This window comes from Serratia sp. EWG9 (assembly GCF_019913725.1).
Lineage (GTDB): Bacteria > Pseudomonadota > Gammaproteobacteria > Enterobacterales > Enterobacteriaceae > Serratia > Serratia ureilytica.
In genome coordinates, this window is record NZ_JADNRO010000011.1 from 25,276 (window position 1) to 50,948 (window position 25,673).

Genomic DNA, 25,673 nt, shown 5'->3' on the forward strand with positions numbered 1-25,673 from the left:
CGTCAGCGATTCAACAGCGAGCCGGTGAAGAACTCTCTGCGCACCGGCAACTCGCCGCGCGGGCTGTTAATGGCGCTGAACAGCAGCTCCGCGGCGATCTCCCCCAGTTTCTGCGTATCGTGATACACACCCGGAATGTGCAGGCCGTAAGCGCCGGCGCGCGGCGGCTCGTCTATCGAAAAGAACTTCACCTGCTGATAGAGCCCCATCTCGTGGCAGATGGCGATGGCGCCCAGCGTGATGATGCCGTTCAGGCCGATGATGTAATCCGGGCGGTTCTCCGGCTGCGCCAGATAGTCGCGCACCTCGCTCTCTTGCGAGGTGAAATCATAATCGCCGTTGATGATATGAATCTCACGGCCGCTGCCCTGCAGCGCCGCGACGATGCCGGCGGTGCGCGTTAGCGTAATTTCCGAATCCGCCGGGCCGCCAATAATCAGCAGCTTCTGCTCCGGCTGCTCCGCCAGATAGCGCCCGGCCAGCACGCCGATTTCGCGGTTATCGAGGAACACGCCGCTCAGCTGCTGATCGTAGAGATCGCGGTCGATCAGGATCAGCGGCACGCCGTACACCTCGGCCAGCTCGAGATAGGCGGGGCGATAGCGCTTGTCGTCGCGCACCGCCGAAAGCAGGATGCCGCGCGCCTTGTAGCCGAACAGCGCCTGAATGGCGCGCATTTCCGCCTCTTCGCTGCCGTCGGTGTCGAACAGCATGATCTGGTAGCCCTGCTGGCGCGCAATGCGCGACACGGTCTTGATCAGGCCGGAATAGAACGGGTTATACATGCTGCTGGTGACGATGCCGATAATCTGGCTGCTGCTGCTTTTCAGCCCCTGCGCGAACGCGTTGGGCACATAGTTCAGCTCTTTGGCGATGGCGTGAATGCGCTCGCGGGTTTCCGGCTTGACCAGCTCGGGCTTATTGAAGGCGCGGGAAACGGTGATATTGGTCACCCTGGCGCGGCGGGCGATATCCACGATAGTGGCGTTGGGATTGGCTTTCGACACCGTCTTTCCTTGCGTTATGCCTCAACAGACCCCTTATTGTAGGGAAAGGGCGGGGGCGGTGCTAGGGGGGAGTTGGGGGGAGATTTGTTCGTGGGAGGGGAAATAATGGAATAAAAATAGATGTAATAATGTCGTCGGTTTATTAATTATGAATTGAATCATTTTATGCGGCTATATTTTGTTGAAGGAGAGTTTGGTAAGGTGTATCGCATGGTCGAGGTTAGGTGTTAATGGCTGCTTTGTGCCAGCAGCGGAAGTTGGAGTGCCAGAGACTCTCTAAAAGTTGATGGTTCTTTTTGCTGGGATACTTACATGTTGACTAAGGTGATCATTAATTAGCAATAATTTCATTTGCGCTGAAAAGGATTGCAGAATAACTATTAAGAATGAGGTGTGAATGAGTTGGATGAAGGATGCTTCGAATCGGTTCCGAAAAGATGAACTCAGACGGTCAATCTCTAATATTAACTGGTATACATTTAAACCGAAGCTTAAAGAACAATTAATTCAGCTAGCAAATATACTTTCAGATGAAGACAATGAACTATCTGTAATTGACATGGATGATAATCCTGACGGTTATGGGTTTGATTGTTTGACACTTTGTTTTAGGGACCGTATGACTGGAAATATGCGTCAGGAGATTACTAAGGAATACACAAGATATAATTATCATTGGCAAAAAGGGGCTGCATTATCAATTACCTATAGTGCAACGGGTGCAGTCCATATGATTATATTTCCTTCTACTTCTGAAGACTCGCTAGCTAAACATGACTCATTGATTTTGCATCATTCATACAATGTAAAAGATATAACACCTAAAAAGTTAGAGAAAGCTGTCAAAAACTTACTTCATTTCCATCGTGTAACAGGTGTTTTGCATAAGGCAACGTTAATAGAAGTTTTAATAGTAAAAATCTTGAGACTAAAAATGTATTTCATTCAATATGCAGATAAAGAGAGCAAATTTAAAAGAATTACTGCTCTGTATATACCTTTGTTGAGCCTGCTAGTTTCACTATCTGCTGCTATTGCTAGCATATTTGCATTGATAATAACTATGAAAACTTCCGGTTGAGGTAATGATGAAAGTAATAAATAATATATTATTCAAAGAGTTGGCTTTACATGGTCCTGTATACTACGCGAATTGCTCCCCCCATTGCTAATGGGTAGGTGTGAGGGGGAGTACTCAAAATGGTAACTCTCCCTGTTCATAAAACTATCCATTCTCATGATGCTGCTTAAGTACTCAGATAAAAAACTTTCGAGTACTGAGCATATTGCTACAGTGCATGCCGGTAAAAATACCGGCATGCGATAACTGTATCGACAATTATTCGTAGATAAATTGAAGAACAGATCGTAATTTACCCTCGCAGATTGGGTTTAAAGCAATAGAACCATCAATATAAGAGCGAACCCTTTTCCATGCATTGAAGGGTTTTCCTCCTTCAGATGGAGCATTGCCATCAATCACAGGGTCCCATAGCAGATGTTCAAATGTGTCATTTACACGAAATACATTAGCATCACCAACGATATCTCTAATTTTGTCATTTGCTCGGAAAGCATTAATAGCAGAAATATTTGCAATTTGCTCTTCTGTCATTCCTTTGCGGTCGGTGTCATGGACAACTTTGAAAGGTATACTCAGTTTAGATAAAATTCTTGCTATAGCTAGTATCGTCCACTTTCCTCCTGCGGAGACTATAGTTGTATCTTTAATTAAATTCTTACTTATCCCTAATTTATCGCATAACTCAGATGAAAATCTAAGTATGGCAACTTCGGTGTCACCTTCGACAACAACAACTCGCTTGGCAAAAAATGCTTCACATACAGTCGGGTGAAAATCTAATGCTGCTCTAAGCATTTCCCTTTCATCATATTCTTCACCTACATGAAAAATTGAATCATCAATTTCATGTACCGTCCTTGTTCCCTCATTATTATCTTTTATGAGTTTTAGGGATGATGGATTTTCAGCGATATCAATTAAAAAAGGTGAGTGAGTACTTACGATAACTTGATAAGAGGAATCTGAAGATTTATCTCTAAGTTTATCTCTTAATAATCTCATTAGATGCGGATGGATGTATAACTCTGGTTCTTCGTATAAAATTATAGTAGACCTTTGAGACTCAGTCACTTCGAACAATGCATTAGATTCTAAAAGTGCATATGCCAGAGCCCTTTGAACCCCACTTCCCTGATACTCAAGTTGAGTTTCTAATTTATCTTCAATAACTAACGTCGCTGCTTTCATCAATGCAGAATTAATATCTATATCAGTGAGACTCAATTTTACTTTGGATTTCAAATCCATAACTTGGTTAAGTGAATCAGTAATTGATTCCATTAACTCCTGAAGTCCTTCGATAAGCTCGCCATCCAATTCACCTTTCATTTTTTTATGTAGCTGGTCAAGTGAGGATGTATATTGTTCGAATGATGAATCAGCCTGTAAAACAGGATATACTCTATTTGAAAATAAAAATCCAAACGGAGTGCCTTTTTGAGATTTAAGATCATCCTCAATTTTAAAGCACGCAGGGATGTATAGAACGTGTGGTAATGCTTGTTGTAAGCTATTTTTAAAATTAATACCATCTGACGTCCAGCACAAATCAGATGAGACTTTTTCAGGGTGTCTTTCTTTAATTATGCCAATAACATCATTTTGCATTTCTTTGTAGGCTTTGCTGTTATTGCAATCAAGTTCGCGAATAATATCCAAAAGCCATGGGATAGATCTTGCTGCAACGATTGATGTCGTGAAATCTTCTATGCTTTCTTTATTATAATAAGCTTCATAAGAAGGAACACCCATACATTCATTATCATAATCCCATTTGGTCCTGACTCGAATTTTTAATTCACCATCATGAATTAAATTAGATATTGCGGGCTTCGATCTTTCAGAGTCTTGAATATCAGAAAACGTACCGGTGATGATCATCTCATCATTACTTGCTGTACGGAATGGCCAATCTTCAGAAGTGGGGTTGGTCGTATCAACGAGAATTTTAATTGCTTTAAGTATTGTCGATTTCCCAATATTATTTGAACCAATTAAAGTTGTAAAATTCTCAAGGTTGATTGAAGCAGAAGATATGCCTCTAAAATTTTGAATATCAATGCGAATTAGTTTCATATTTTAGCTGTGTTTAGATAAAAAGGGAGTTATTTCATTAACATATTCTTTGAATCGATGCTCGGGAATCGCTTAAAAGTGTGATGTGTGTACGATTTTATTAAATGCTGCAGTTGTTGTATAAGATGCTACGAATTCGATTTCTAGTGTCATGTAGAGTAAGCTATACCCTTATAGGTACTCCCAGCCCGATTCCCTGCCCGCGAGTTTTCGGCACCGAATGCTTTCAATCATATGCGATAAAATCAATCGTCCCGCACCGCATTTAAATTACTGCAAAGCCAATCCTACTATCAGTGCAATCACATTCGACTTCATCACCGCAATAACAGAGTTTAGTTACTTCGTGATTAACTTTCATACATAGTCCTTGCTTCCGCATGTCCGCTCTCCGCTCAAAGCTGCCCCTTAATGCCACCGTTCAAAGCAATAAACCAGTACCAGTAGCTGTGGAACGGAAGCGTTGTGGGGCTCATTGAGGAAAACAGAAATCCCCGCTTAAGAGCGATCAGATCGACAACGCAGATGATGAACCCTACGCTCGACTACCGGTAACACTACCTCTAATTTAGTAGCGACTTTTCACCCCCCAACCCCCTCTCCACAACCCCGGCAACAACCCCAACGTCTCATCAATCAGCGCCCGTCGGTCATTGCCTGGCTTCCAGATGGTGACCATGGTTTGGCTGATCCCCTGGCTGCCCACTTCGGTGCGCAGTGTGTTAACGTTTTTCCACTGTTCGGCATGCATGTGCGTCGGCAGGAATCCCCAGCCGCAGCCCTGTTCGAGCAGGGCGCGCAGCATTTCCAGCTCGTTGGTAAATATTGTATGCCCTGAAATTTGCAGGCGGCGCGCCACGGGTTCGTCAGAATCCGGGTGCATGATCACCTGCGGCGCGAGCGAGAGCTCCAGCAGCGAAAGCGGCTGTTCCGCGTTGGGGAAAAGCGTTTCGGCGGCGTAAAAATCCATCTCTATCGCCCCTAAGGCGCGCCACTCCATGGTGTCGCCCACGCTGCGATGGCGCGCCTGGCAGATGCCCAGATCGGCCTGGCCGCTTGCCAGCAGCCTTTCTGCTTCGTCGCGCGAGGCGTTAATCAGGCTCAGGCGCGTGTTGCGTTGGGCCATGGCGGCAATCAGCGCCTGCAGCAGCGCGCGGGGTGTGAAGGGATCGTAGACCAGCGAGATTTCCTGCGCCGCGCTCTTCGGTACGTCTTTGGCAAACGCCTCAAACGCTTTCACCTGGCGCATCAGCAGGTGCGCCTGGCGCTGCAGCTGTTCGCCTTCCTGCGTCAGGTGCAGGCTGCGCCCCTCGCGCAGGAACAGCGCATAGCCCAAGCCATCCTCGAGAAAATCAATCAAATCGCGCAGCGTCGTGCGGTCTTTGCCCAGCTTGAGCGCGGCTTTCGCCAGGCTGCCGTGCTCGGCCACGGCGGTGAAGGCTTCCAGTTGGGCAAAGGAATAAATCAGGCTCGGCACGCGGTTCCCCCGTCGATTTTGCGGGGGATTTTCCCCCATCAGGCGTTTTTTATTATAGGCCGCGTTTTTTTAAGCTGAACGCCTTCCTGAGCTAAGCGAGAAAAAATATGAAAAGCAAAGTGTTTAACCGCAGCCTGCTGGCGGGCGTTGTCATCAGTCTCTGCAGCGGCCTGCTGGCGCCCGCCGCGCTGGCCGCCTGTGCGGGTACCGAACTCAGCGCCTGTCCTGCGCCTTTCGATGCGCAATTGCCGGACACGCACAAGATGCTCACCTGGAGCCAGAGTGACCGGGTGATCGGTTTTCGTAACGACTACCGCAACTATGCCGGGGATGTGTTTCATCACGGCAATGCCACACCGCTGCCGGCTGCCGCTAAACAGCTAACCGATGCCAGCTATCGGGTGAATGGCAAAACCTACCACCTGCAGGATTACCTGCAGCGCCAGAACGTCAGCGGCATGCTGGTGCTGAAAGACGGCAAAATCGCCTGGAAATATCTGGGGCAGGGCAATACCGACGCCACGCTGTGGACGTCGCGCTCCGTGGGTAAATCCGTGGTCGCCACGCTGGTGGGCGTGGCGATTAAACAGGGCAAGATCCACTCACTCGACGATCTCATCACGCAATACGAACCCGATCTGAAAGGCACCGCGTGGGACGGCGTGACCCTCAGGCAGCTGATCACCCACACCTCCGGCGTGGCGTGGAATGAGGATTACACCAACCCGAAATCGGACTTCGCGCAGCTGACCGAGTGTGAAGCCAAACCCGGTACTTATGCTTGCGTGCGCAAGCTGGTAGCCGGTTTGCAGCGTGCGCATCCGGCTGGGCAGAACTGGTCTTACTCCTCCGGCGGCGCGTGGCTGCTGGGCGACGTGCTGGAGCGCGCTACCGGCATGCCGCTGGCGCCTTATCTGGAACAAAGCATCTGGCAGCCGTACGGCATGGCGAACGACGGCGTGTGGCATGCCTACGCCAAAGGCCAGCACGACGTGGGCGCGCACGGCTTCAACGCCACGCTGGAAGACTGGGGGCGCTTCGGCGAATTCATTCTGCATAACGGGAAGCTGCCGAACGGCAAACAGATCTTGCCGGCCGATTGGGTAGCCCAGTCGTCCAACTGGACGCGGGCGGCGGGCTCGGTATCGGCGGCGCATCCTGACGGCATTTACGGCTTTCAATGGTGGAACAACGAAGTGCCGGTGAATGCGGCCAACGTAGAACCTACTCCGCAGGCGTCCCTGAAACATTCCCTGTGGGCGCTGGGGATCTTCGGCCAGATGATTATGGTGAATCAGGCGGAGAATCTGGTGATCGTCCAGTGGTCTACCTGGCCGCAGGCGGAGCCTTCTTTCAGCGCCCAACCGCTGGAGGCATCGCTGATGTTTAGCGCGATAGCCAAGGCATTGCGTTAACGTCGGCTGGGCAAGCAGGGGCTGGATGGCGGTTGCCATTCTGCCTCTGAGCGGCATATTCCATGTCTTCGACGCTGACCTTAAGGGAGTCTCAATTCTCTACAGGTAGAGGAGGCCAGTCTCCACCGTTTTTAATTAATAACTCTTTTATCTTGTTAATTTTCTCTTTATCCTCGGCATCGCCTACCCCTCTATCTATAAAGCGTTGGAGCTGATTGCCCATAGTCCAACCAAACTTACCCTTGATTTTATTATCTGCACCTCTCTCCAATAAGAGAATCGTATGATCAAACGAACGAGAATCCAGGGAGCTTATTAATATGGTATTCCCCAATGAATCCATTGTGTTTATATCCGCACCATAATCCAGCATCACCTTTAACGTTTCAGTGTTTTTCGCGTCTAACGCTTCGAATATAATGGGTTGGTTGAATACCTTATCTTTTGCATTTGGCGGTAAACCACCGTCGAGCATGGCCTTGATCCAAATTCCCTTGTCGGCTTTCATGACAAATTCTGCCGGGCTGCTTCCCCCTTCCGGTCTGGGCTGCAACGGGTCCGCACCCGCTTTAACCAGGTCGGTTATTATTTTCAGCCTTTCCGGCGTATTTTTATCATAGATTGCGTTTAACACCGACCAAAAAAGCAGGGTCATGTCTGCTTTCACCGGTCGATTCAGTTCTTCCTTGCTTATAGAGGGAAGCTTCTCTTTCAGTTTCACCTCATCACCATCATAAATCAGCTGTGCGATGTCCAGTTGACGACCTTCAAAAAAATCCTGTGGCTCATATTCCATGCTTTTGTTGCATCCTTGCACCATGAGAACAGTAAACAGTAGCGCTATCGCCATTATCAATTTTCTCATCTTCTCCCCCTGAGAATGGTGGCATCCTCGTCTCTTCAATCCGTTTTATTGCGTAGTCTATAGCGTGTTTATCGAAAGCCAGATGTAACCTGACAGCTTCAGTATAAATAACCGGCAGCTGTCAGATCTGCGTTGATGAAATTACGGCGTTTCCTTTGCTCCTTTCAAAAGCATGATCTCGAGTATTTTCTTACACTGTTCATTGTATTCTGAGCCATCTTGGCTGTCTTTTATTTGCCGATTCACTGCTGTTAACAGCGAAAGATTGTTTATATTTACCGGGTTAGGATTCGCACCCCGATTGAGCAGTAGGGTCATGTGCTCAAAGGCTGAGCTAAAAAAAGCATCCATTAATAAGGTTTGTTGCAAGGAGTCTCTGATATTTATGTCCGCGCCATAATCCAGCATCACCTTTAACGTTTCAGTGTTTTTGGCTTTGATTGTTTGGAATACAATGGGCTCATTGAATACCTTATCTTTTGCGTTTGGCGGTAAACCGCCGTCGAGCATGGTTTTGACCCAAATTCCCTTGTCGGCTTTCATGACGAATTCCGCTGGGCTGCTTCCTCCCTCTGGTCTGGGCTGCAACGGGTCTGCGCCAGCTTTAACCAGGTCGGTTATTATTTTCAGCCTTTCCGGCGTGTTTTTATCATAGATTGAGTTCAACACCGACCAAAACAGCAGGGTCATGTCCGCCTTAACCTGTCGATTCAGTTCTTCCTTGCTTATAGAGGGAAGCTGCTCTTTCAGTTTCACTTCATCGCCATCATAAATCAGCTGCGCGACTTCCAGTTGACGGCCTTCAAAAAAATCCTGTGGTTCATATTCCATGTTTTTTTTGCATCCTTGCATCATGAAAACAGTAAACAGTAACGCCATGGCCATTATCAACTTGCTCATATTCTCCCCCTGATAGTGGCGACATCCTCGTCTTTCTGATCTTCAATCATCAGGCGAAATAATATCATCGGCGATATACAGCAGTTTCAAACTGGAAAACATAGCGTGTCTCTTCCTTTGCTTGCTGCGTCTTGGCCAATTCAGGCGGGCGCTCGCACTCCTTGCACTCGATGGCGCCCTGAGGGGGCATGTTATCGAACGGCAATCAGCGATAGCTAACGGCGCATAGGACACCAGATAAGGGATGATAACGGCTCAGGCCAATTTGTAAAGCCGGCCAAAGGTTAACCGGAAAGTTCTTGTTTTCCAAAGTTTGATACGGTGTTTTGAGCTCATCTCCCAGTACAACTGCCCCTTCGTACTGGCGGAACACCCCCAACGGCATCTACGGCTATCAGTAGTGGAACAACGAAGTGGACTGACCCCATTAAGAGCATTGTTTACCATTGCATCTATAGGGAGCAGGCATTCTGTAGTAGTTCTAGGCTATGTGAGCGGACCTGCCAAGAATTAAGTTTTATTGCCTTGTTAATTAATTAAATATCAATTAATTATTGGTGATAGGAATTTTTGTTGGTCTTCTGGACCGTGTGAATGTCAATGAAGTAAATTGAGAAAAACTTAAAGGAAATCCATGCTCGCCTATGGCAATTTTGCTAAGGTCATGAATTGATTTTTTAGTGGGAGACACTGGGGACTGAGATGGGACGCAGATCGGGATTTGAAGGTTTTATCCGCGCGACAGCTAGAGCCGTAGCAGCAGCAGAGCGAGAGCGCAAGAGATCAGAGAGAAATCATTTTGCAGAGATTCGACGGTTAGAACGTGAAGCTAAAAGAGAAAATGCTCAGATATTACGTGTGCATAAAGCAGCTGAAAAAGCAGCTAAGGTTGCGTATTTAGAAGGGCGACTCGATGAAGTGTCCGACCTGAACGCTGAGTTGGAAGAGGTTATCATTGCTCTTTCAACCTTGCTTGAACATACACTCGAGTTTGACGATTCGATAGATTTCTCCGCCTTAAAAAAAACTCCTCAGTTCGAAGATTTCAAAACGCCTGGACACCTATTACCAGAGGCAGAGCCTGAACTGAAAATTGTTAATTCTCCTCCCGCATGGAAAAATATTTTCCCATGGGTGAAGAAAAAATATCAACGTGAGTTAAAAAGTGCTGAAGAAATTTTCGCTAGAAGAAAAGAAGAATATCTGCGAAGAACCTCTAACCAGAAGGCTGAGCTAAATACGTTGGTTGAAGAATATCAAAAGCATAGAGTGGCCTATTTTGACGAGCTTGAAAAACAACATGAGGAAGTTAATCAGTTTGAGCTAGACTATCTGGAGTGTGTTCCTGACAGTGTGCTGGCTTATTGTGAGATGGTTCTGACTCGTTCTGAATATCCGGAAGTTGGTTTCCCTCAATCATTTAGACTCGCATACTTACCTGAAAATAAAGAATTGGTAGTTGAATATAGCTTGCCAGACATATCTATTGTCCCAAATCAGCTTGAGTATAGATACGTTAAGACAAGAGATGCTATCGAATCAAAGGCGAGGAAGGCTAATGAAATCAAAGAAATATATCAAAATGTAATTGCGGCAATTACGCTTCGAACTTTGCATGAGTTATTCGAAGCAGATAAAGCCTCAGCTTTAACTTCTGTTCTTTTTAACGGTGTTATCGAGACCATTGATCCGACTAGTGGCCATGACGTCGTTGTTACGTTGGTTTCAGCTCGAGCGCACAAAGATGATTTTATGCAAATAAAACTCGAACGAGTTGAAAAAATTGCATGTCTCCGAAGCCTGGGGGCCCAAGTTTCAGGACGACCTGATGAACTCCAGGCAGTCAAACCTATTCTTGAGTTTGATATGGTTGATAAACGCTTTATTGAGCAGGGGGATGCTCTTTCTGGCCTTGAAACTCGCCCAAATCTTATGGAGCTTTCCCCATCTGAGTTCGAAGTATTGGTTTCAAACCTATTCACGCAAATGGGTTTAGATACAAAACTTACCAGAGGTACAAAGGACGGTGGTGTTGATGCGGTTGCATTTGATACACGTCCAATTCTGGGAGGCAAAGTTGTTATTCAAGCCAAAAGATATAAAGACACAGTCGGGGTCAGTTCTGTAAGAGACTTGTACGGTACAATGATGAATGAAGGAGCAAACAAAGGGATTTTGGTCTGTACCAGCCAGTACGGCAAAGACGCTTATCGGTTTTGTGAGGATAAACCCATAGAACTCATTGATGGTGGGGGCCTTCTTTATCTTTTAAAGGAACACGCCGGCGTATCTGCCCGTATTAATCCAAATTTTTAAGTAATTTTAAGAAGCTCATAGTTGAATGGTAGCGCTTTCGTTAAGTCGATTGCCTTATCTGAGTTGTGGCGTATCGATTAGCATCAAGAGCTATTAGTATCTGATGCTCCTAAACCTTAAGTGGACTGATAAGCCCGTCTTTGCAGACGGGCTTATCTCACACATCTGTGCTCATCCCTGCTTACTCCCCCCCTAACCCCGCCGATCAAACCGATAAACCAGCGCCAGCGCCAACGCCAGGAGCAACAGCGGCGGGGCAAGGGCGGTGAAGGGCGCGTTGAGGGCGAACAGCAACCCCAGGTTGAGAACGATTTGGTAAGCGATGTAGGTCAGCAACCCGATGATGACGCCGAGCGCTAATCGGCTGCCCATGCCGGGCGCACGTGGGGCGGTGAAGGTAAACGGGATGGCCAGCAAAATCATCGCCAGCACCAGCAGGGGCTGGCCGAGTTTTTTCCACAGCGCCAGGCGGTATTCGGTGCTGAGTTGCCCAGAGCCCTGCAGATAATCGATATAGCGATCCAGCTGTTGGAACGAGAAGCTGCCCGCCGGCAGGGTCAGCTCTTTCAGGCTAGGCACGGCGAACAGCGAGCGCCAGAGCAGGCTGTCTTGCCGCGCAATCGTCTCCTTTTTGCCTTGCCAGCTTTTTTGCATCACGTTGTGCAGCAGCCAGTTGCCGTCGGCGGCGGTGCTGGCGCTGTCAGCGTAAAGGTAAGATTCCAGCGCGCGGTTGGCCTGATAACGGAAGATCTCAATGCCGTGGGGCTGGTCGTTCTCATCGACGGTTTTGACCGTAACAAACTCGTTGCCGCGCCGCGCCCATAGCGGGTTCACGGTGACGTCGTTACTGTTCGACTGCGCCAGCGCGTTGTTCTTCATCTGCAGTGCGCGTTGCTGCAGCGGCGAAGCGGCCCATTCATCGAGGGCGCCGAGTGAGAGGTTCATCAGCAGCCCGGCGGCGAGCATCACCAGCGCAATGCGGAATATCGACATCCCGGCGGAGCGGATCGCCGTCAGCTCCAGAGTTTTCGACAGCTGCCCCAGCCCGACGATGCCGCCGAGCAGCGCGATAAATGGCCCCAGATCGACCAGGCTGCGCGGCAGGGTCATCACGGTCACCAGCAGCGCCTGCTGCCAGCGGTAGCCGCCCGGGGTCACGTCCTCCAGCTCGTTGATCAGCGTGAAGGTGGTGAACAGCGGGATGAGCAGCCCGGCCGCGGCGGCGAAGCCGATGAACACGTTGCGCATTAGGTAGCGGCTAAAAATAGTCATCGGGAGGGTTTCCGCAGCAGTGATAAGTCGCGCGCCAGCAGCAGGGCGATGCCGACAGCCATCGCTATCGGCACCAGCCAAACGCCGGGGATCGTCGACAGAGAGCCGTTGGCCACCAGCGTGCGGCAAATGTTGCCGCCATAGAAAATCACGGTAAACAGCACCGTCAGGGGCAGCAGCGCGGCGTAGCGCCCCTGTCGCGGTTTGATGCGGCTCAAGGGGATCGCCAGCAGCACCATCAGCACGGTGGTCAGCCCGCGGCTCTCGCGCCATTGCAGTTCGGCGGCATCGCCCGGATCGGCGGAGCGCGCCAGCTCCGCCGGCGAGGCCGACTTGTGCCGGCTCTCGGCGCTGGGCACGAACGGTTTGAGCGCGATGTCAAAGTTGTCGTAATTCTGGCCGTTGTCGTCGGCACCCTGGCGATCCAGCACATAGGCGGTGCCGGTTTTCAGCCGCACGGCGGGGCTGGCGGGAGAGGCGTCGAGCACTTCCACCGACTGCGCGCGGTACAGGTTGGTGTGATGGCCGCCGCGCACATAAATCAGGGCGTCCGTCAGGTGGTTGGCCGTTTTATCGACGTGATTGGCGAGGATCATGCGGCCGTTGCCGCTGACGTTGAATTTGTCGGCCTGCAGGTGGCTCACGTCCAGCACCGACTGCGACTGTTGTTGCAGCTGATAAATATTGGCGTACGCCCAGGGCCTGCCATACAGCGACAGCAGCGTGACCGCGATCGCCAGCGGCACGGCGAGCAGCAGCACCGCCTTGTACAGCCGCAGCGGGCTGGCGCCGGCGGCCAGCATGGCGGTGATCTCCGCATCGCTGTACATCTGGCTCAGCGCCACCGCCACCGAGACATACAGCGCGACGGGCAATATCATCTCCAGCGCGATCAGCGATTTATAGAACACCACGTCGGCCACCACCCGCAGCGCCAGCGTGCCGTTGGCGGCGTCGGTCAGGTAGCGCTGGGCGGAGTAGCTGGCGAACATGAAGATCAGAAACCCGGCGATCATCATCACCAGGCGGCGGATCTCAACCGTGATATAGCGTTCAATCAAAGGCATGCGTCATCGGCTCCCGGCGGCGTGCGCTTCATGGCGTCTCCTGCGCGATCAGCGCGTGCAGCAGGGCGATCACCTGGTCAACTTCCTGCGGGGTGAGTGCGCCGTCCTTCGCCCACTGCACGCGCCCGGCCTTGTCCAGCACTACGATGGTGGAGCTCTCCTCCGGCAGCCGCCAGGCCATGCGCCCCAGCCCGTCGCTGTCGACGATGAACTGCGCCCAGGGATAATGGCGCTTGTTTTTCTCGATCTTGCCGCGCACGAAGAAGCCGGAGCCCGGTATCGCGTCGTCGGTGTTGACGATGGTGGTCGGCTGGAAGCGATCGCCCGGCAGGTTCGCGTCCTTGACGGCGTTGATCAGCAGCGAGTTCTTCTTTTTGGCGGAGGTGCGCCCGGCGATGTACTGGATCACCCGCACCTTGCCCGCCAGTTTTGCGCTGTTCCATGGCCGGTAGCTGAAATCGCCGTTGCGCAGCAGCAGCTCGCCGCGATCGGCGATGGCGATCGGCGCCACCGGCCGGCCCTGCACGAAGTTATGCGCCGGCGCCGCCAGCGGCGACAGCAGCAGGGCGAGGGCCAGCAAGCGAGGTAACGTCATCATGGCTACGGGCAACGCGCTTATCTGCCGGCCGCGACGGCCGACGGGGAAAACGACAGCGGAAAACGCGCCAGCAGCAGCTCCAGGCGCTGGCGGATGTCGATGTCCAGCGTCGCCGGCCGGTCATAGATATCGCCGCCGGCCAGCTTGTCCGCCACCATCACGTCGTGCCGGTCGCCCATCAGGCCGTTAATCGCCGCCAGGAAGCGCGAGATCTGCCGGGCCTCGCGGTTGTCCGGATCGATCGATCTCAGCGTGTCGTAAAACGATACCTGGCGGCTGACGATTTTGCGCACGTCGTGGAACTGATGCCCGGTCAGCGCCGGGCCGGCGATCAGCGTCTGCAGCTGGCGCATCTGCTCCTGGCGGTAGGCGATAAAGCCCTGTGCGCTTTCCAGGCGGGTGTGGCGCAGCGCATAGCGCACGTAAGACCATACCGGTTTGCTGAGCAGCAGCCGCAGCAGGTTGCCGTAAAGCGTCAGGTTCTTCTGGTTGCCGTTGCGAAACGCGTCCTGAAAATGGCCGAGTACCACGGTAGTGGTGTGGAACAGGCGGTTGGCGCGGTGGGGCGCGCCGTACAGCTGCTGGGCGAAGCGCAGGTGCTTATAGCGGGCGCGGATATATTTGTAGCGCATGCGCGTTGCCGCCGCCAACTGCGGGTCTTGCAGGAAACCGTTCACCAGTTGCAGCAGCTCGCGGCGGGAAAAGCCGTCTTCCCAAAACTGCAGGCACAGCGCGTAGTTGTCCCGGATGCTCTCGGGGGAGCATTCCAGATCGATCTGCTGCGGCAGGCTGATATTCGCCTCGACCAGGTCATCCTCTTCCACGGCGACAAACAGCGCCTGGGTGGTTTCGGCGGAGAACTTCTTCCAATTCGTGTTAGCGGTCATTGATTACTCTCTTTGGGCACATTCAGCCCCAACATAAAGCGATTGCGGTAGGCGCCGATCGTCGGTATCAGGGATAACAGCACGTCTAAACATTGCCCCAGTAAATAAGCGAAGGCGGCGCCCTGCACGCCGAAGGCATACGCCATCGACACCAGCAGCGCAATGTAGGCCGCCGAGGCCGTCGCCTGCGCGATCAGGAAAGCGCGCTGCTTGCCCGCCATAAACAGCAAGGATTCCTGCGGGAAGCCCATCATCGAGACGATGATCGCGCCCAGCATGATTTGAATCAGGTCATAGGCTTCCAGGTATTGCTGCCCGAAGACCGCGGAAATAAGCGGCTTGCCCACCAGCAACATCAACACCGCGACGGCCAGACCGATGCCGCCGGCCAGCAACGAAGAGCGCAGGCCCAGCAGCCACGGGGTCTTGGTGCGCGGATCCAAACGCATGATCTCGGGATAGAAGCTTTTCTCCAGCAGCTTGGCCGGGGTGCCCGTCGCATCGAAGAAGGTCATGGCGATCTTGAACAGCCCGGCGGCGGCCGGCCCGAGCACCACGCCCACCAGCACGGTGGTGCAGGAGTTGCGCGCGGCCCAGATGGTGTGGGCGATGTTGGTGGTCCAGACGAAGTTCCAGGCGCCCTCGATGCGGCGCGCGACGTTGAACAGGCGCGGCCTCAGCGCGCCGTGGATATCGCGACGGCGCAGCTCGCGCGCGGTGAACCACCAAAACAGCGTGCCGCCGATCAGGTTAGAGGCGTACCAGGTGACGATAAAGCCGGGGAACCCCAGATCGAAATAATAGGAGATGACGCTGCCCACCGCCTGCAGGAACGGCTTGATCGCCTGCTGGATGGCGATGAGATCGAAGCGATTGAAGGCGCGCAACACGCCGGTGGGCGTGGACGAGGTCATCGACGGGATCAGGGTGCAGTACAGCATGGCGAGCCAGAAGCTTTCGCTGTCCAGCCCCAGGGCGTGTGACAAGAACGGCAGCATGATCATGCCGCCCAGCACGGCGATGACGCCGCTGGCGATATCCAGGCCGAAGGAGAACGCGACGACGTCGCGGAAGCGCCCGGTATTTTGATGCTCCAGCGCCGGGGTGCCGAATTGCACCACAAACTGCCAGGTTTGGAATTTGATGAAATCGCTGACCGCTTTGGTATAGGCCTGGATCACCACCAGCACGCCGAACATTTCAGGCGACATGCCTTTACCGGCGCAGGAGAGCGCCAGCAGGCCAAGCAGTGCGCTGGCGACGCTGCCGGAGCCTAAATAGGCGGCATTACGTAAAATGGAACGAAACGCGCCATCGGAAAACCATCGTTTCATAACTTAAACCAGCCATCATCGTTATTTTTGTGCATCTTGTGTTCCGCACTCATGCGCTTGCCCTGTCTCTTTTTAATAAACCTGAGTTTCTTTACCGGCGTTTTCGCCGGGTTGCCCGATGTCGCTCTGTGGGCGCTTCGCGGGGTTCACCACGGCGGAAATGGCGTTGAGCGCGTTGCTCAGCACCTCGTCGTAAGGGGCTCTGGCGTCCAGCTCGATGATGCGCGCGCCGTTGTACTGCAGGCGCACCATGGCGGAAATTTTGTCTTTCAGCTCTTCATAGCTGTGATCGGGCTTGCGGGAAAACGCCGTATCGACGTCGATATCCAGGCGAATGATCAGCTCCGGCCGATAGACGGCCATGCGTTGATATAAACGGCGTTCGCGTGCCGCCAGGCGGCGCAATAGCCGGCCTTTTGCGCGTTCCACGCCGATGCCGGGCCCATCGTAGTAAAAACCGGAAATTTCCGCCTGCGGGTAGCGATCGCTGATCACCAGCACGCCGCTCTGCGCCAGCCGCCGCACCTTGCGCAGGTTGGCGGCGCGCCACAGCGAAAAGCCGTACATGATCAGCGCCGCCCACAGCGCCGGCGGCCTGTTGCTCATGCGCTGGGTTTTATCGGATTTGGCCGCCAGGCGCCGCTCCAGCCACACGCCGATGAACGGCAATTTCTTGATTTTGTCGCCGTCTTCGCCGGAGATCAGCCCCAAATAGCGGCGCTGCGTGGGGCGATGCTGCTGTAGGTTTTTCACCAGATCGGCGGTCAGCGTGGACTTGCCCGTGCCGTCGCTGCCCACCACGGCAATCAGCCCGGTGATGCAGCCGTGAGAGGTATCCTGCTCGGCAGTGAGTTTATTTTTTTTCATCTGTTTCGGTACGAAAAGGTTATTTGGCGGCTAGGCATTGGCGGCCCTCAGCGATATTTTAACGGCGCGCAGCGAAGCATCGAAAATATGCTTGGCCGGCTCGCGGCCGTCCAAATCCAATATGTTAGCGCCGTTAAACGTCAGGTGTGGGATGACGGCGATCTTTTCACGCAACGCCGCCAACGAGTGATCGGGTTTGCGTGAATAGGCCGTTTGCTCGTCAATATCCAACCGAATTAATAATAAGGGCTGATAAGACGCCATCCAGTGGTACAGACGTTGTTCGCGTTTTCTCAGCCAGCGTATCCAGCGATTGCCGCCGGCGGTTTTCGCCAGCTGCGGGCCATCGAAACGAAATCCCGCCACTTCGGCCTGCGGATAACGATCGGTAATCAGCAATGCGCCGCGGCGACTTTTCTTCAGCATGCGGCGGAATTTAAAAACGCGCCAATAGGAAAGTAAAAAGATCACCAGCGCCGTGGCATTATCCGGCGGCGTAGCAGGGCGATCGTGCACGCGCTGCGATTTCTTCAGCAAATAACGCCCGAAGGGCGCGCCAATAATCGGCAGCGAACTGATCCATTCGCCGATACGCCCGGAAGACTGGCCGAGATAAAGCAGTTCGGCAGGTTCTTGCGCCGATAAGGCCTCGACCAGACTGGCGGCCAGGGTGGATTTTCCCGAGCCGTCACAGCCGGTTATCGCTATTACGCGCACGGGCGAGCGATCAGATGAAGGTCTTATCTGCTGACTCACAATAATTAATCCAATGCGAAAAAAACTATTGTATTCCAATACGCCTTGGGTTCAAGATATTTATTGTGCTTTGCCGCGATAAAATAATGGGTTCGGTATTCCTGTTGGTTATTTGAATTGATATTTATGGCTTTCGTTCTTGTTATTTTGTGCTAATTGGCCGGGCGTGAGTCGGTTTCGCTTTTTATGTTAACTTTCGGCCTGGCTCACGGCGAAAAAAGAGCAGAGGTTTTCCATTTTCGCTTAATCTTTTGTGCGGTTTGGCGCGGCGTCATGGCAATTATCTTCGCGCTGCCGTCGCGGCCGTGAGCGATATTTCGTTTCAAATAGGGCATGCCGTTTCTGGTGTATTGAAAGAGAGTTTGATTATGAATGCAAAATTTCCGCCGCTGATTGCGGTTATCGGCAGCGACGGATCGGGTAAGTCCACCGTTTGTGAACATCTGATCGAATATGTGAAACATTATGGCCCGGCGGTGCAGGTGCATCTGGGCAAACAGGCGGGCAACGTCGGGCGCGCGGCGGCGAAACTGCCGCTGCTCGGGCGCTCGGTGGGCAAGGCTATCGAAAGCAATACCAAAAAAGTCAAAACGAAGAAATCCCGCATCGGCCTGTTGCCGTCGGCGGTGATCATCGCCTTCGTGGGGCGGCGGCTGCTGCGGTTTCGCCGCATGCTGGCGTTTCGGCGGCAGGGGTTCATCGTGCTGACCGACCGTTTTCCGCAGGCGCAAATCCCCGGCGCTTATGATGGCACGGTATTTCCCGTCGATGTCGAAGGCAGCCGTTTCGTCCGTTGGCTGGCGGCGCGGGAGCGGGCGGCGTTTCAGTGGATGGCGAAGCAAAAACCGGATCTGGTGCTCAAGCTGAATGTCAGTCTGGACGTGGCCTGCGCCCGTAAACCCGATCACCGCAAAGCGGCGCTGGAGAAGAAGATCGCCGTCACGCCGTTATTGACCTTCGAAGGCGCCGACATCGTGGATCTCGATGCCGATCGGCCGATCGAGGAGGTGCTTTCGGCGGCGGAAAAAGCCATTGGGGAATTTATGGCGGCGCAGGGTTATCGCTATTCGGCTGATGAGGCATCACCGGCTGCGCACTGAGGTGCGCAGCGATTCGGCAGGGCGGCGATGGCGTTTTCGCCGCCGCCGCGGCCGAGAGGGAAGGCTTTATTTTTTCAGCGCCGCAAAGGCGCGCACGATGGCGTCTATCTCTTCATCGCTGTGCGCGGCATTGACGCTGCAGCGCAGCAGGGTGACGCCCGCCGGCGCGGCCGGCGGCAGCACCAGATTCACATACACGCCGTGGGCGATCAGCTCGCGCCAGAAACGCAGGCCGTCCTCCTTCGAACCGATCATCACCGGCACTACCGGGCTGATGCGCGGCCCCAGGGTATAGCCCAGCTCTGCGAGGCCGTGATACAGGCGGTGCGCGTTGCTCCACAGTTTTTCCCGCAGCTCGGGTTGGCGCGCGATTTTTTGCAGCGCCGTGCGCACCGACGCGATGCTGGACGGCGACGGCGAAGCGGTAAAGATATACGGCCGGCTGCTGTAGCGCAGCACGTCCATCCCCTTGCCGCCGACGGCGAAACCGCCGATCGAAGCCAGGCTTTTGCTGAAGGTGCCCATGATGATATCCACGTCTTGCTCGACGCCCAGCGCTTCGGCCAGGCCGCGGCCGTGTTCGCCCATCACGCCGAAGGAATGCGCTTCGTCGACCAGCAGATACCCGCCCAGCCGCCGTTTGATATCGACGATTTCCACCAGCGGGGCGACGTCGCCCAGCATGCTGTAGATGCCTTCCACGATAATGAGCGCCTCGCGGGCGCGTTCGCCCAGGCGCACCATGCGGCGCTCCAGATCGGCGGCGTCATTGTGGCGAAAGCGAATAATCTCCGCGCCGCCGAGGGCGCAGGCGTCGTAAATGCTCGCGTGGCTGTCCGCGTCGATCAACACCACGGATCCCGGCCCCGCCAGCGTGCTGATGACGCCCAGGTTGGCGGTGTAGCCGGTGGAGAACACGATGGCGCTCGGGCGATCGAAGAATGCCGCCAGCTCCCGTTCGATCGCCAGGTGCGATCCGTAGCTGCCGTTCGCCATGCGCGAGCCGGTGGTGCCGGTGCCGAGCGCGGCCAGGGCCGATTGGCCGGCGGCGATCGCCTGCGCATCGAACGTCAGGCCAAGGTAGTTATTGGTGCCGGCGAGGACAATCTTTTGATCGCCGATGCGCCCCTGGGTGGCGGAATAGACTTCGTCGATGCAGGTACCGAACGGATTCAGGCCGGAGGTTTGAAACTGTTCGCGATCGCCCGCGAGCCGCGCAAACTTATCATACAGTCCCATGGTTTTTCTCCAGATAAGGGCGCAGCGCGTCAAGCAGTTGCTCAGGCGTTCTGACATCAAGCAATATATTGATCGGAATGGAGATATCTAATTCATCTTCCAGCATCATCAGCAGATCCAAGACTCTGATGGATTCCAGGCCAAGATCATTGACGAGATCGCTATCAGGTTTTATTTCCACTCCGCCTTCGACGATACCTTGCAAACACGTCAGGATATAATCCATTACAGCATCGCGATTTAGCATAAGAACGTTGACACACCTCTACTTGGAATAATTAAAACAGCCCTTCACGCAGCGCGCGTTCCAAACTCACTTGTGGAAACCAATTAATCTGTTGCGACAGCGCCTGATTGTTGGCGGACCAGTCTTGATGGGTTAATTCGCGTATTTTGCTGCGCGTCAGCATCGGCTCCTGTTTTATCAGGCGGTTCCACAGCACGCTGATATCCGCCAGGGCTTTCAGCAGCGGCAGCGGAATGCCCACCAGCCGCACCGGCCCGTGACGCACGGCGGCGCCGATGTCCCGCAGGCGCAGCCAGTCATAGCCTTCGGCCACGCCGTCGCACAGTTCGTAAATATTCGGCTGCGCGGGCTGCGCCAATAACCATTGGCCGACTGCCTTCGCCAAATCGCTCACGTGCAGAAAAGAGAGCCTGGCGTCAGGCGCGCCCAGCCGGGGCAGCACGCCGCGCAGCAGGCCGTTGAACAGCGGTTTCAGCTCTTTATCGCCCGGCCCGTAAACCGCCGTCGGGCGGAAAATCCCCAGCGCGATCTCGCCCGAGGCGGCGATCAACTGCTGCTCGGCGGCCTGTTTTGAATGGGCGTACCAGGACAGCGCCGGATGGCGCGCCGCCAGCGATGACATGAACAAGAAACGATTGCAGCGGCCGTTTTGCCTGGCCGCCTGCATCAGGTTCAGGCTGCCGGTCACGTTGCAGCGGGTGAACACCGCTTCCGCATGTCCGCGCACCTGGCCCGCACAGTGCACGACGCACTCGGCGCCGCGCACCAGTTCGGTGAGCGAAGGCCGATCTTCCAGCGCGCCGGGGATCCACTGCAGGTTGTCCGCGGCGGCTTTGTCGGCTTGCCGCGTCAGGGCGCGCACGCTAAACCCCTGCGCCAGCAGTTCCCGGACGATATGCCGGCCGATAAAGCCGGTCGCGCCCGTCACCGCCACGGTGCCGCTCATTGCGCGAAACCGGCCAACTGCGGCATTTGCGGGTAGAGCGAAGCGCTCAGCCAGCGTTTCTTGGCTTCGGCGCGGGCGGGTTTGCCCGACGACGTGCGGGGAATGCTGTGCGGCGGCAGCAGCTCAATGTCCACCGCAATGCCGAATTCGCTTTGAATGCGCGCGCTCAGCGAATGCACGATCTGCTCCCGGCGCTCTTCCGAACTGACTCGGCATTGGATCTGCAAAATGATCCTGGCCGCTTCGTCGTGTTCTTCGGTCACGAAGGCGATCGCATCGCCGGAACGGATTTCCGGTTCGGATTCCGCGACGTACTCGATATCCTGCGGCCAGATATTGCGGCCGCGAATGATGATCAAATCCTTCTTGCGGCCGGTGACGTATAGATAGCCGTCCAGCAGGTAGCCCAGATCGCCGGTATCCATCCAGCCGGTCACCTGAATTTGCTGCTGGGACTCAGCATCACAAAAATAGCCGTTCATCAGGCTGGGGCCGGAAATCGTGATATGGCCGACCTGGCGCTCCGGCAGCGGTTGCCCGGTTTCGCTGCGGATCTCGATGCGGTGGCCGGGCAGCGCACGGCCGCAGTTGACGAAGGTCGAGACGGCGCGGGTTTTTTTGCCCGGCGCGACCGCTTTACCCTCGTACTCCAAAATATCGCGGTCGACCGCGTTGGTTTGCGGGCCGGAGCAAGGATCGGAAAAGCTCACCGCCAGGGTGTTCTCGGCCAGCCCGTAGCACGGCATGAAGGCTTTGCTGTCGAAGTTGATGCTGCTGAAGTGTTCGCCAAACTGGCTGAGCAGCTCAGCCGGGATCGGCTCGGCGCCCACGCCGGCGACCCGCCAGCTGGAAAGATCCAGATCGGCCAGCTCTTTGGCGTTGCTGCGGCGCAGACACAGATCGTAGCCGAACGGCGGGGCGACGGACACCGTGCCGCGATTCTTGGCGATCAGCTTCAGCCACTGCATCGGGCGCATGGCGAAATCTTGCGTGCGCAGATAATCGACGGACAGCTGGGTCGCCACCGGCGTCAGCAGGAAACCGACCAGGCCCATATCGTGATAGAAGGGCAGCCACGACACGCAGCGATCGCCCGCGCGCAGCTTGATGCCGTCGCGACTGATCGCATTCAGGTTTGCCATCGCCGCCCGCTGGGTGATGATCACGCCGCGCGGGAAGCGGGTGCTGCCCGAAGTGTATTGGAGATAGGCGATATCGTCGGGCGAAGGCGCCGGCAGCGCGATCTCCGGCTCCGGCAATGCGTTGAAATCCGCGTCGCTGAGGATGTGCATCGCTGACGCGTTTTCCGTGGCGGAGGCGATGAGCGGCGTCCACTCTTCGCTGCTGATGATAGCCGCCGGGTTGCAGCTGGCGATCAGCCCTTTCAGTTTGGCGGTGTAGGAGTCGCGCTGGCCCACGCCCATCGGGATCGCCAACGGCACCGCCACCAGGCCGGCATATTGGCAAGCGAAAAAGGCTTCGACGAACCCCGCGCTGGTTTCGGCGATAAGCGCCACGCGATCGCCTTTCTTGAGCTTCAGGGACAATAAACGCCGCGCGCCCGAGATCGCTTTTTGCTGCAGCGTGCGATAATCGAGAACGGTCACGAGTTGATTGCGCCGATCGTAAAAATTCATTCCCGTATTACCGAGCGCCGCGTAATCCAACGCGTCCACTAAAGTGGGGAAGTCCGCATAGCGCATGGGAAGAGAATGAACGGAACTTGTTTCAGACATAGACAAACTTAGCCATAGATTAAAAATCACCAAAAGAGTTAAATCACTCTTGGCGAGGTAATTGATGTTTTACTATGAATAGGTTTTGAATAAGTTTGTTATTCAACCATCTTCATTCCGCGAATTGCGTATATTGCCGTACTTGAGCGGTACGCCGGTTATTAACCCGGTAGCGCGTGAGCGGCCTGCATTATCAGCCTTGAGCGGCGACCTGGAGATATACGAGAGGTGATTGTAATACCCGAGGTTCGCCGTTCTTTAGTCTGCATCTGTCGGGCAGGAAATACCTGTCTGCTCATAGGTTATGACCTCATGCATGGCTATCTTCGAACTTAAACACTTCCTAAACAGTATGCCGCAAGAAATCAAAAAGTGAATGCCTCATTTAAGTTGATTCTTAAAAAGAGCATTAAGTGGTAAAAATGGCGCGCGCCACCTGATTAAAGTCGGTACACTTAAAGCGGCGGGTTTCTTTCGCCCAAATAGCACTAAATAATAAAATAGCACGCATAGCGTAGCATGTCAGCGCCGCGTTGGGCTTTCCTTTTTTTGTTTAATCACGCCGCCTCAGTGCGCGTGATAGGCAAATAATGCGCTGGTTCACAGGGGGAAATATTCGGTTTTTCTTATCGTTGAACCGGAGGCGATACACAATCCAATAAAAGAGAACAGCATAAAAAATGCTAAAGGCGTTGTCGCGCTCATATTTAATTATTTTATTAAAACGTAAGGCTATTTATGATCCGTATTGAGAAAGTTCTGGATAAACGCGAACTTAAAGAATTTATTGCTTTCCCTTCGTTACTGTTTCGTGATGACCCGAACTGGATTGAGCCGCTGTATTTAGAGCGCGAAGAGCACCTGTCAAAGAAGAATCCCGGCACCGATCATATCGAATGGCAGGCGTGGGTGGCGAAAAAGCAGGGGAAGGTCGTCGGGCGCATCACCGCGCAAATCGATTCTTTGCACCGGGCGCTGCACGGAGAAGATACCGGTCACTTCGGCATGATCGACGCCGTTGACGATCCCGCCGTGTTCAGCGCGTTATTCACGGCGGCGGAGGAGTGGTTGCGGTCCAAGGGCACGCGGAAAATCACCGGGCCGTTCAGCCTCAATATCAATCAGGAAAGCGGCCTGCTGGTCGAAGGGTTCGACACGCCGCCGTCGGCCCTGATGACCCATGCCAAACCTTACTACGCGGCCCAGATAGCGCAGCAAGGGTATAGCGAAGGGATTGATTTGCTTGCTTATTGGATGAAAAGAACCGACCTGCATTTTTCGCCGTCGCTGGCCCGGATGATGGATCAGGTGCGCAAAAAGGTGACCGTTCGCCGCCTCAACCGCAAGCGCTTTCGCGAAGAGATGCAGGTGCTGCGCGAGGTGTTCAACTCGGGGTGGCAGCATAACTGGGGGTTTGTTCCGTTCACCGAGCATGAGTTCGCCACCATGGGGGATCAGCTGAAGTTCCTGGTGCCCGACGATATGATCCATATCGCCGAGGTGGATGGCGCGCCCTGCGCCTTTATCGTCGGGTTGCCGAACATTAATGAGGCGATTGCCGATCTGCAGGGGCGGTTATTGCCGTTCGGTTGGGCGAAGTTATTGTGGCGGCTGAAAGTCAGCGGCGTTCGCACCGCGCGCGTGCCGCTGATGGGCGTTCGCCAGGAATATCAATTCAGCCGCATCGGGCCGATTATTGCATTGCTGTTGATTGAGGCGCTGCGCGAGCCGTTCGCCAAGCGCAATATCGACGCGCTGGAAATGTCCTGGATCCTGGAAACCAATACCGGCATGCGGACGATTTTAGAACGTATCGGCGCGGTGCCTTATAAGCGCTACCGTTTGTACGAAAAGACGCTTTGATCGACTGATATCGCATCGCCTTTTAACGCCATCAGGATAATAAGCGCATTGCGTGCGGCGCCGTTCGTTTGGGGTGACTGAGCGTGAGTGAAAGCATTGTCCCCAGAGTGGAACGGTTAAGGCCGTTAATTAATAAACCCGAGATAAATTCACGGCGCGTGATTTATTGAACCGCGATCGCCGTGATGCTGAAGAGAGCAGAATGCATGCCTGTGGAAAAGAAAAAGGGAATAAGCCGATTAACCTACAGCATAAGGAACTCCTGGGCCGGCTTTATTGACGCCGCGCTGACCGAAAATGCGTTTCGTGAATTATTGGTTATTAACGCCATTTTACTGGTTGTTACATTTACTTTGGATATTACAAAAATGGAGCGGCTGTTATTAATCGCCTGCAGTTTCCTGCTGCTGGTGGTTGAGCTGCTTAATACGGCGATTGAAACCGTGGTCGATCGCATTTCGCTGGCGTTGCATCCGTTATCCAAACGCGCCAAAGATCTGGGCGGCGCAGCGCAGCTGGTGGCGGTGATAATGACCATCATTATTTGGGGGACGGTGCTGCTGGGGGGATAACGGCGAGGCGCGCTCCGGCGTTAAACCGGTTGCTGCGGCTAAATAAGCG

22 protein-coding genes are annotated in these 25,673 nt (G+C 53.9%); 6 read left to right on the top strand and 16 right to left on the bottom strand.

The window, feature by feature from the left end; genetic code table 11:
* Positions 1–2: 2 nt before the first annotated feature.
* Positions 3–1,007 carry a LacI family DNA-binding transcriptional regulator gene (locus tag ITX55_RS20395; protein WP_108681481.1) on the bottom strand — a complete coding sequence of 335 codons (1,005 nt, stop codon included), beginning with the start codon at positions 1,005–1,007 and terminating at the stop codon, positions 3–5.
* A 397-nt stretch (positions 1,008–1,404) separates the two neighbouring features.
* Here ITX55_RS20395 and ITX55_RS20400 point away from each other — a divergent pair, with 397 nt between their 5' ends.
* Entirely contained in the window at positions 1,405–2,088 is a 684-nt protein-coding gene (locus ITX55_RS20400) for a hypothetical protein (protein ID WP_228988426.1), read from the top strand.
* Positions 2,089–2,346: 258 nt separating this feature from the next.
* Here the strand turns inward: ITX55_RS20400 and ITX55_RS20405 are convergent, their stop codons facing one another.
* Complete coding sequence (locus ITX55_RS20405) at positions 2,347–4,167, bottom strand: ATP-dependent endonuclease (protein WP_071525924.1); 1,821 nt, start codon at positions 4,165–4,167, stop codon at positions 2,347–2,349.
* A 568-nt stretch (positions 4,168–4,735) separates the two neighbouring features.
* The gene (locus tag ITX55_RS20410) at positions 4,736–5,644 is read right to left on the bottom strand and encodes a LysR family transcriptional regulator (RefSeq protein WP_223085330.1); all 909 of its coding nucleotides are present in this window, start codon (positions 5,642–5,644) and stop codon (positions 4,736–4,738) included.
* Positions 5,645–5,751: 107 nt separating this feature from the next.
* Here ITX55_RS20410 and ITX55_RS20415 point away from each other — a divergent pair, with 107 nt between their 5' ends.
* On the top strand, positions 5,752–7,059 hold the full coding sequence (locus ITX55_RS20415; protein WP_223085332.1) for a serine hydrolase: 1,308 nt from the start codon (positions 5,752–5,754) through the stop codon (positions 7,057–7,059).
* Between the two features lie 91 nt (positions 7,060–7,150).
* Here the strand turns inward: ITX55_RS20415 and ITX55_RS20420 are convergent, their stop codons facing one another.
* Together ITX55_RS20420 and ITX55_RS20425 are read right to left on the bottom strand one after the other, a co-directional pair.
* The gene (locus ITX55_RS20420; protein ID WP_147838293.1) at positions 7,151–7,924 is read right to left on the bottom strand and encodes an ankyrin repeat domain-containing protein; all 774 of its coding nucleotides are present in this window, start codon (positions 7,922–7,924) and stop codon (positions 7,151–7,153) included.
* A gap of 141 nt (positions 7,925–8,065) precedes the next feature.
* Complete coding sequence (locus tag ITX55_RS20425) at positions 8,066–8,824, bottom strand: ankyrin repeat domain-containing protein (protein ID WP_223085333.1); 759 nt, start codon at positions 8,822–8,824, stop codon at positions 8,066–8,068.
* A 702-nt stretch (positions 8,825–9,526) separates the two neighbouring features.
* On the opposite strand from ITX55_RS20425, the gene ITX55_RS20430 reads away from it, so the two are divergent.
* Entirely contained in the window at positions 9,527–11,140 is a 1,614-nt protein-coding gene (locus ITX55_RS20430; protein ID WP_164057602.1) for a restriction endonuclease, read from the top strand.
* A 192-nt stretch (positions 11,141–11,332) separates the two neighbouring features.
* Here ITX55_RS20430 and lptG read toward each other — a convergent pair whose 3' ends face one another.
* From lptG to ITX55_RS20465, 7 genes are all read right to left on the bottom strand, one after another.
* On the bottom strand, positions 11,333–12,412 hold the full coding sequence (gene lptG, locus ITX55_RS20435; RefSeq protein WP_223085334.1) for an LPS export ABC transporter permease LptG: 1,080 nt from the start codon (positions 12,410–12,412) through the stop codon (positions 11,333–11,335).
* Positions 12,409–13,479, bottom strand: a complete 1,071-nt coding sequence (gene lptF, locus ITX55_RS20440) for an LPS export ABC transporter permease LptF (protein ID WP_197801422.1) — start codon at positions 13,477–13,479, stop codon at positions 12,409–12,411. The genes lptG and lptF overlap by 4 nt, the downstream gene beginning before the upstream one ends.
* Positions 13,480–13,507: 28 nt before the next feature.
* Positions 13,508–14,074: a YtfJ family protein gene (locus ITX55_RS20445; protein WP_089192622.1), complete on the bottom strand. Its 567-nt coding sequence runs from the start codon at positions 14,072–14,074 to the stop codon at positions 13,508–13,510.
* Between the two features lie 20 nt (positions 14,075–14,094).
* Positions 14,095–14,964, bottom strand: coding sequence for a hypothetical protein (locus ITX55_RS20450; protein ID WP_033643767.1), 870 nt, complete (start codon positions 14,962–14,964; stop codon positions 14,095–14,097).
* Positions 14,961–16,298 carry a lipopolysaccharide biosynthesis protein gene (locus tag ITX55_RS20455; protein WP_004935553.1) on the bottom strand — a complete coding sequence of 446 codons (1,338 nt, stop codon included), beginning with the start codon at positions 16,296–16,298 and terminating at the stop codon, positions 14,961–14,963. The genes ITX55_RS20450 and ITX55_RS20455 overlap by 4 nt, the downstream gene beginning before the upstream one ends.
* Before the next feature lie 72 nt (positions 16,299–16,370).
* Entirely contained in the window at positions 16,371–17,165 is a 795-nt protein-coding gene (locus ITX55_RS20460) for a hypothetical protein (protein WP_033651883.1), read from the bottom strand.
* 30 nt (positions 17,166–17,195) lie between these two features.
* Complete coding sequence (locus tag ITX55_RS20465; protein WP_033643765.1) at positions 17,196–17,921, bottom strand: lipoprotein; 726 nt, start codon at positions 17,919–17,921, stop codon at positions 17,196–17,198.
* 368 nt (positions 17,922–18,289) lie between these two features.
* Here ITX55_RS20465 and ITX55_RS20470 point away from each other — a divergent pair, with 368 nt between their 5' ends.
* A complete protein-coding gene (locus tag ITX55_RS20470) occupies positions 18,290–19,021 on the top strand; it encodes an ATP-binding protein (RefSeq protein ID WP_096242419.1) in 732 nt (243 codons plus the stop codon).
* A gap of 66 nt (positions 19,022–19,087) precedes the next feature.
* On the opposite strand, the gene ITX55_RS20475 is transcribed toward ITX55_RS20470, so the two are convergent.
* The 4 genes from ITX55_RS20475 to ITX55_RS20490 are packed head-to-tail and all read right to left on the bottom strand — an operon-like array spanning position 19,088 to position 23,189.
* On the bottom strand, positions 19,088–20,260 hold the full coding sequence (locus ITX55_RS20475) for an aminotransferase class I/II-fold pyridoxal phosphate-dependent enzyme (RefSeq protein WP_223085335.1): 1,173 nt from the start codon (positions 20,258–20,260) through the stop codon (positions 19,088–19,090).
* Positions 20,247–20,507 carry an acyl carrier protein gene (locus ITX55_RS20480; RefSeq protein WP_015378483.1) on the bottom strand — a complete coding sequence of 87 codons (261 nt, stop codon included), beginning with the start codon at positions 20,505–20,507 and terminating at the stop codon, positions 20,247–20,249. The genes ITX55_RS20475 and ITX55_RS20480 overlap by 14 nt, the downstream gene beginning before the upstream one ends.
* 31 nt (positions 20,508–20,538) lie before the next feature.
* Positions 20,539–21,453 carry an NAD(P)-dependent oxidoreductase gene (locus ITX55_RS20485; protein ID WP_223085336.1) on the bottom strand — a complete coding sequence of 305 codons (915 nt, stop codon included), beginning with the start codon at positions 21,451–21,453 and terminating at the stop codon, positions 20,539–20,541.
* Positions 21,450–23,189: a fatty acyl-AMP ligase gene (locus ITX55_RS20490; protein WP_033643761.1), complete on the bottom strand. Its 1,740-nt coding sequence runs from the start codon at positions 23,187–23,189 to the stop codon at positions 21,450–21,452. The genes ITX55_RS20485 and ITX55_RS20490 overlap by 4 nt, the downstream gene beginning before the upstream one ends.
* Positions 23,190–23,927: 738 nt before the next feature.
* On the opposite strand from ITX55_RS20490, the gene ITX55_RS20495 reads away from it, so the two are divergent.
* Positions 23,928–25,052: an N-acetyltransferase gene (locus tag ITX55_RS20495; protein ID WP_122016229.1), complete on the top strand. Its 1,125-nt coding sequence runs from the start codon at positions 23,928–23,930 to the stop codon at positions 25,050–25,052.
* A gap of 206 nt (positions 25,053–25,258) precedes the next feature.
* Positions 25,259–25,624, top strand: a complete 366-nt coding sequence (locus ITX55_RS20500; RefSeq protein ID WP_033643759.1) for a diacylglycerol kinase — start codon at positions 25,259–25,261, stop codon at positions 25,622–25,624.
* Positions 25,625–25,673 lie beyond the last annotated feature (49 nt).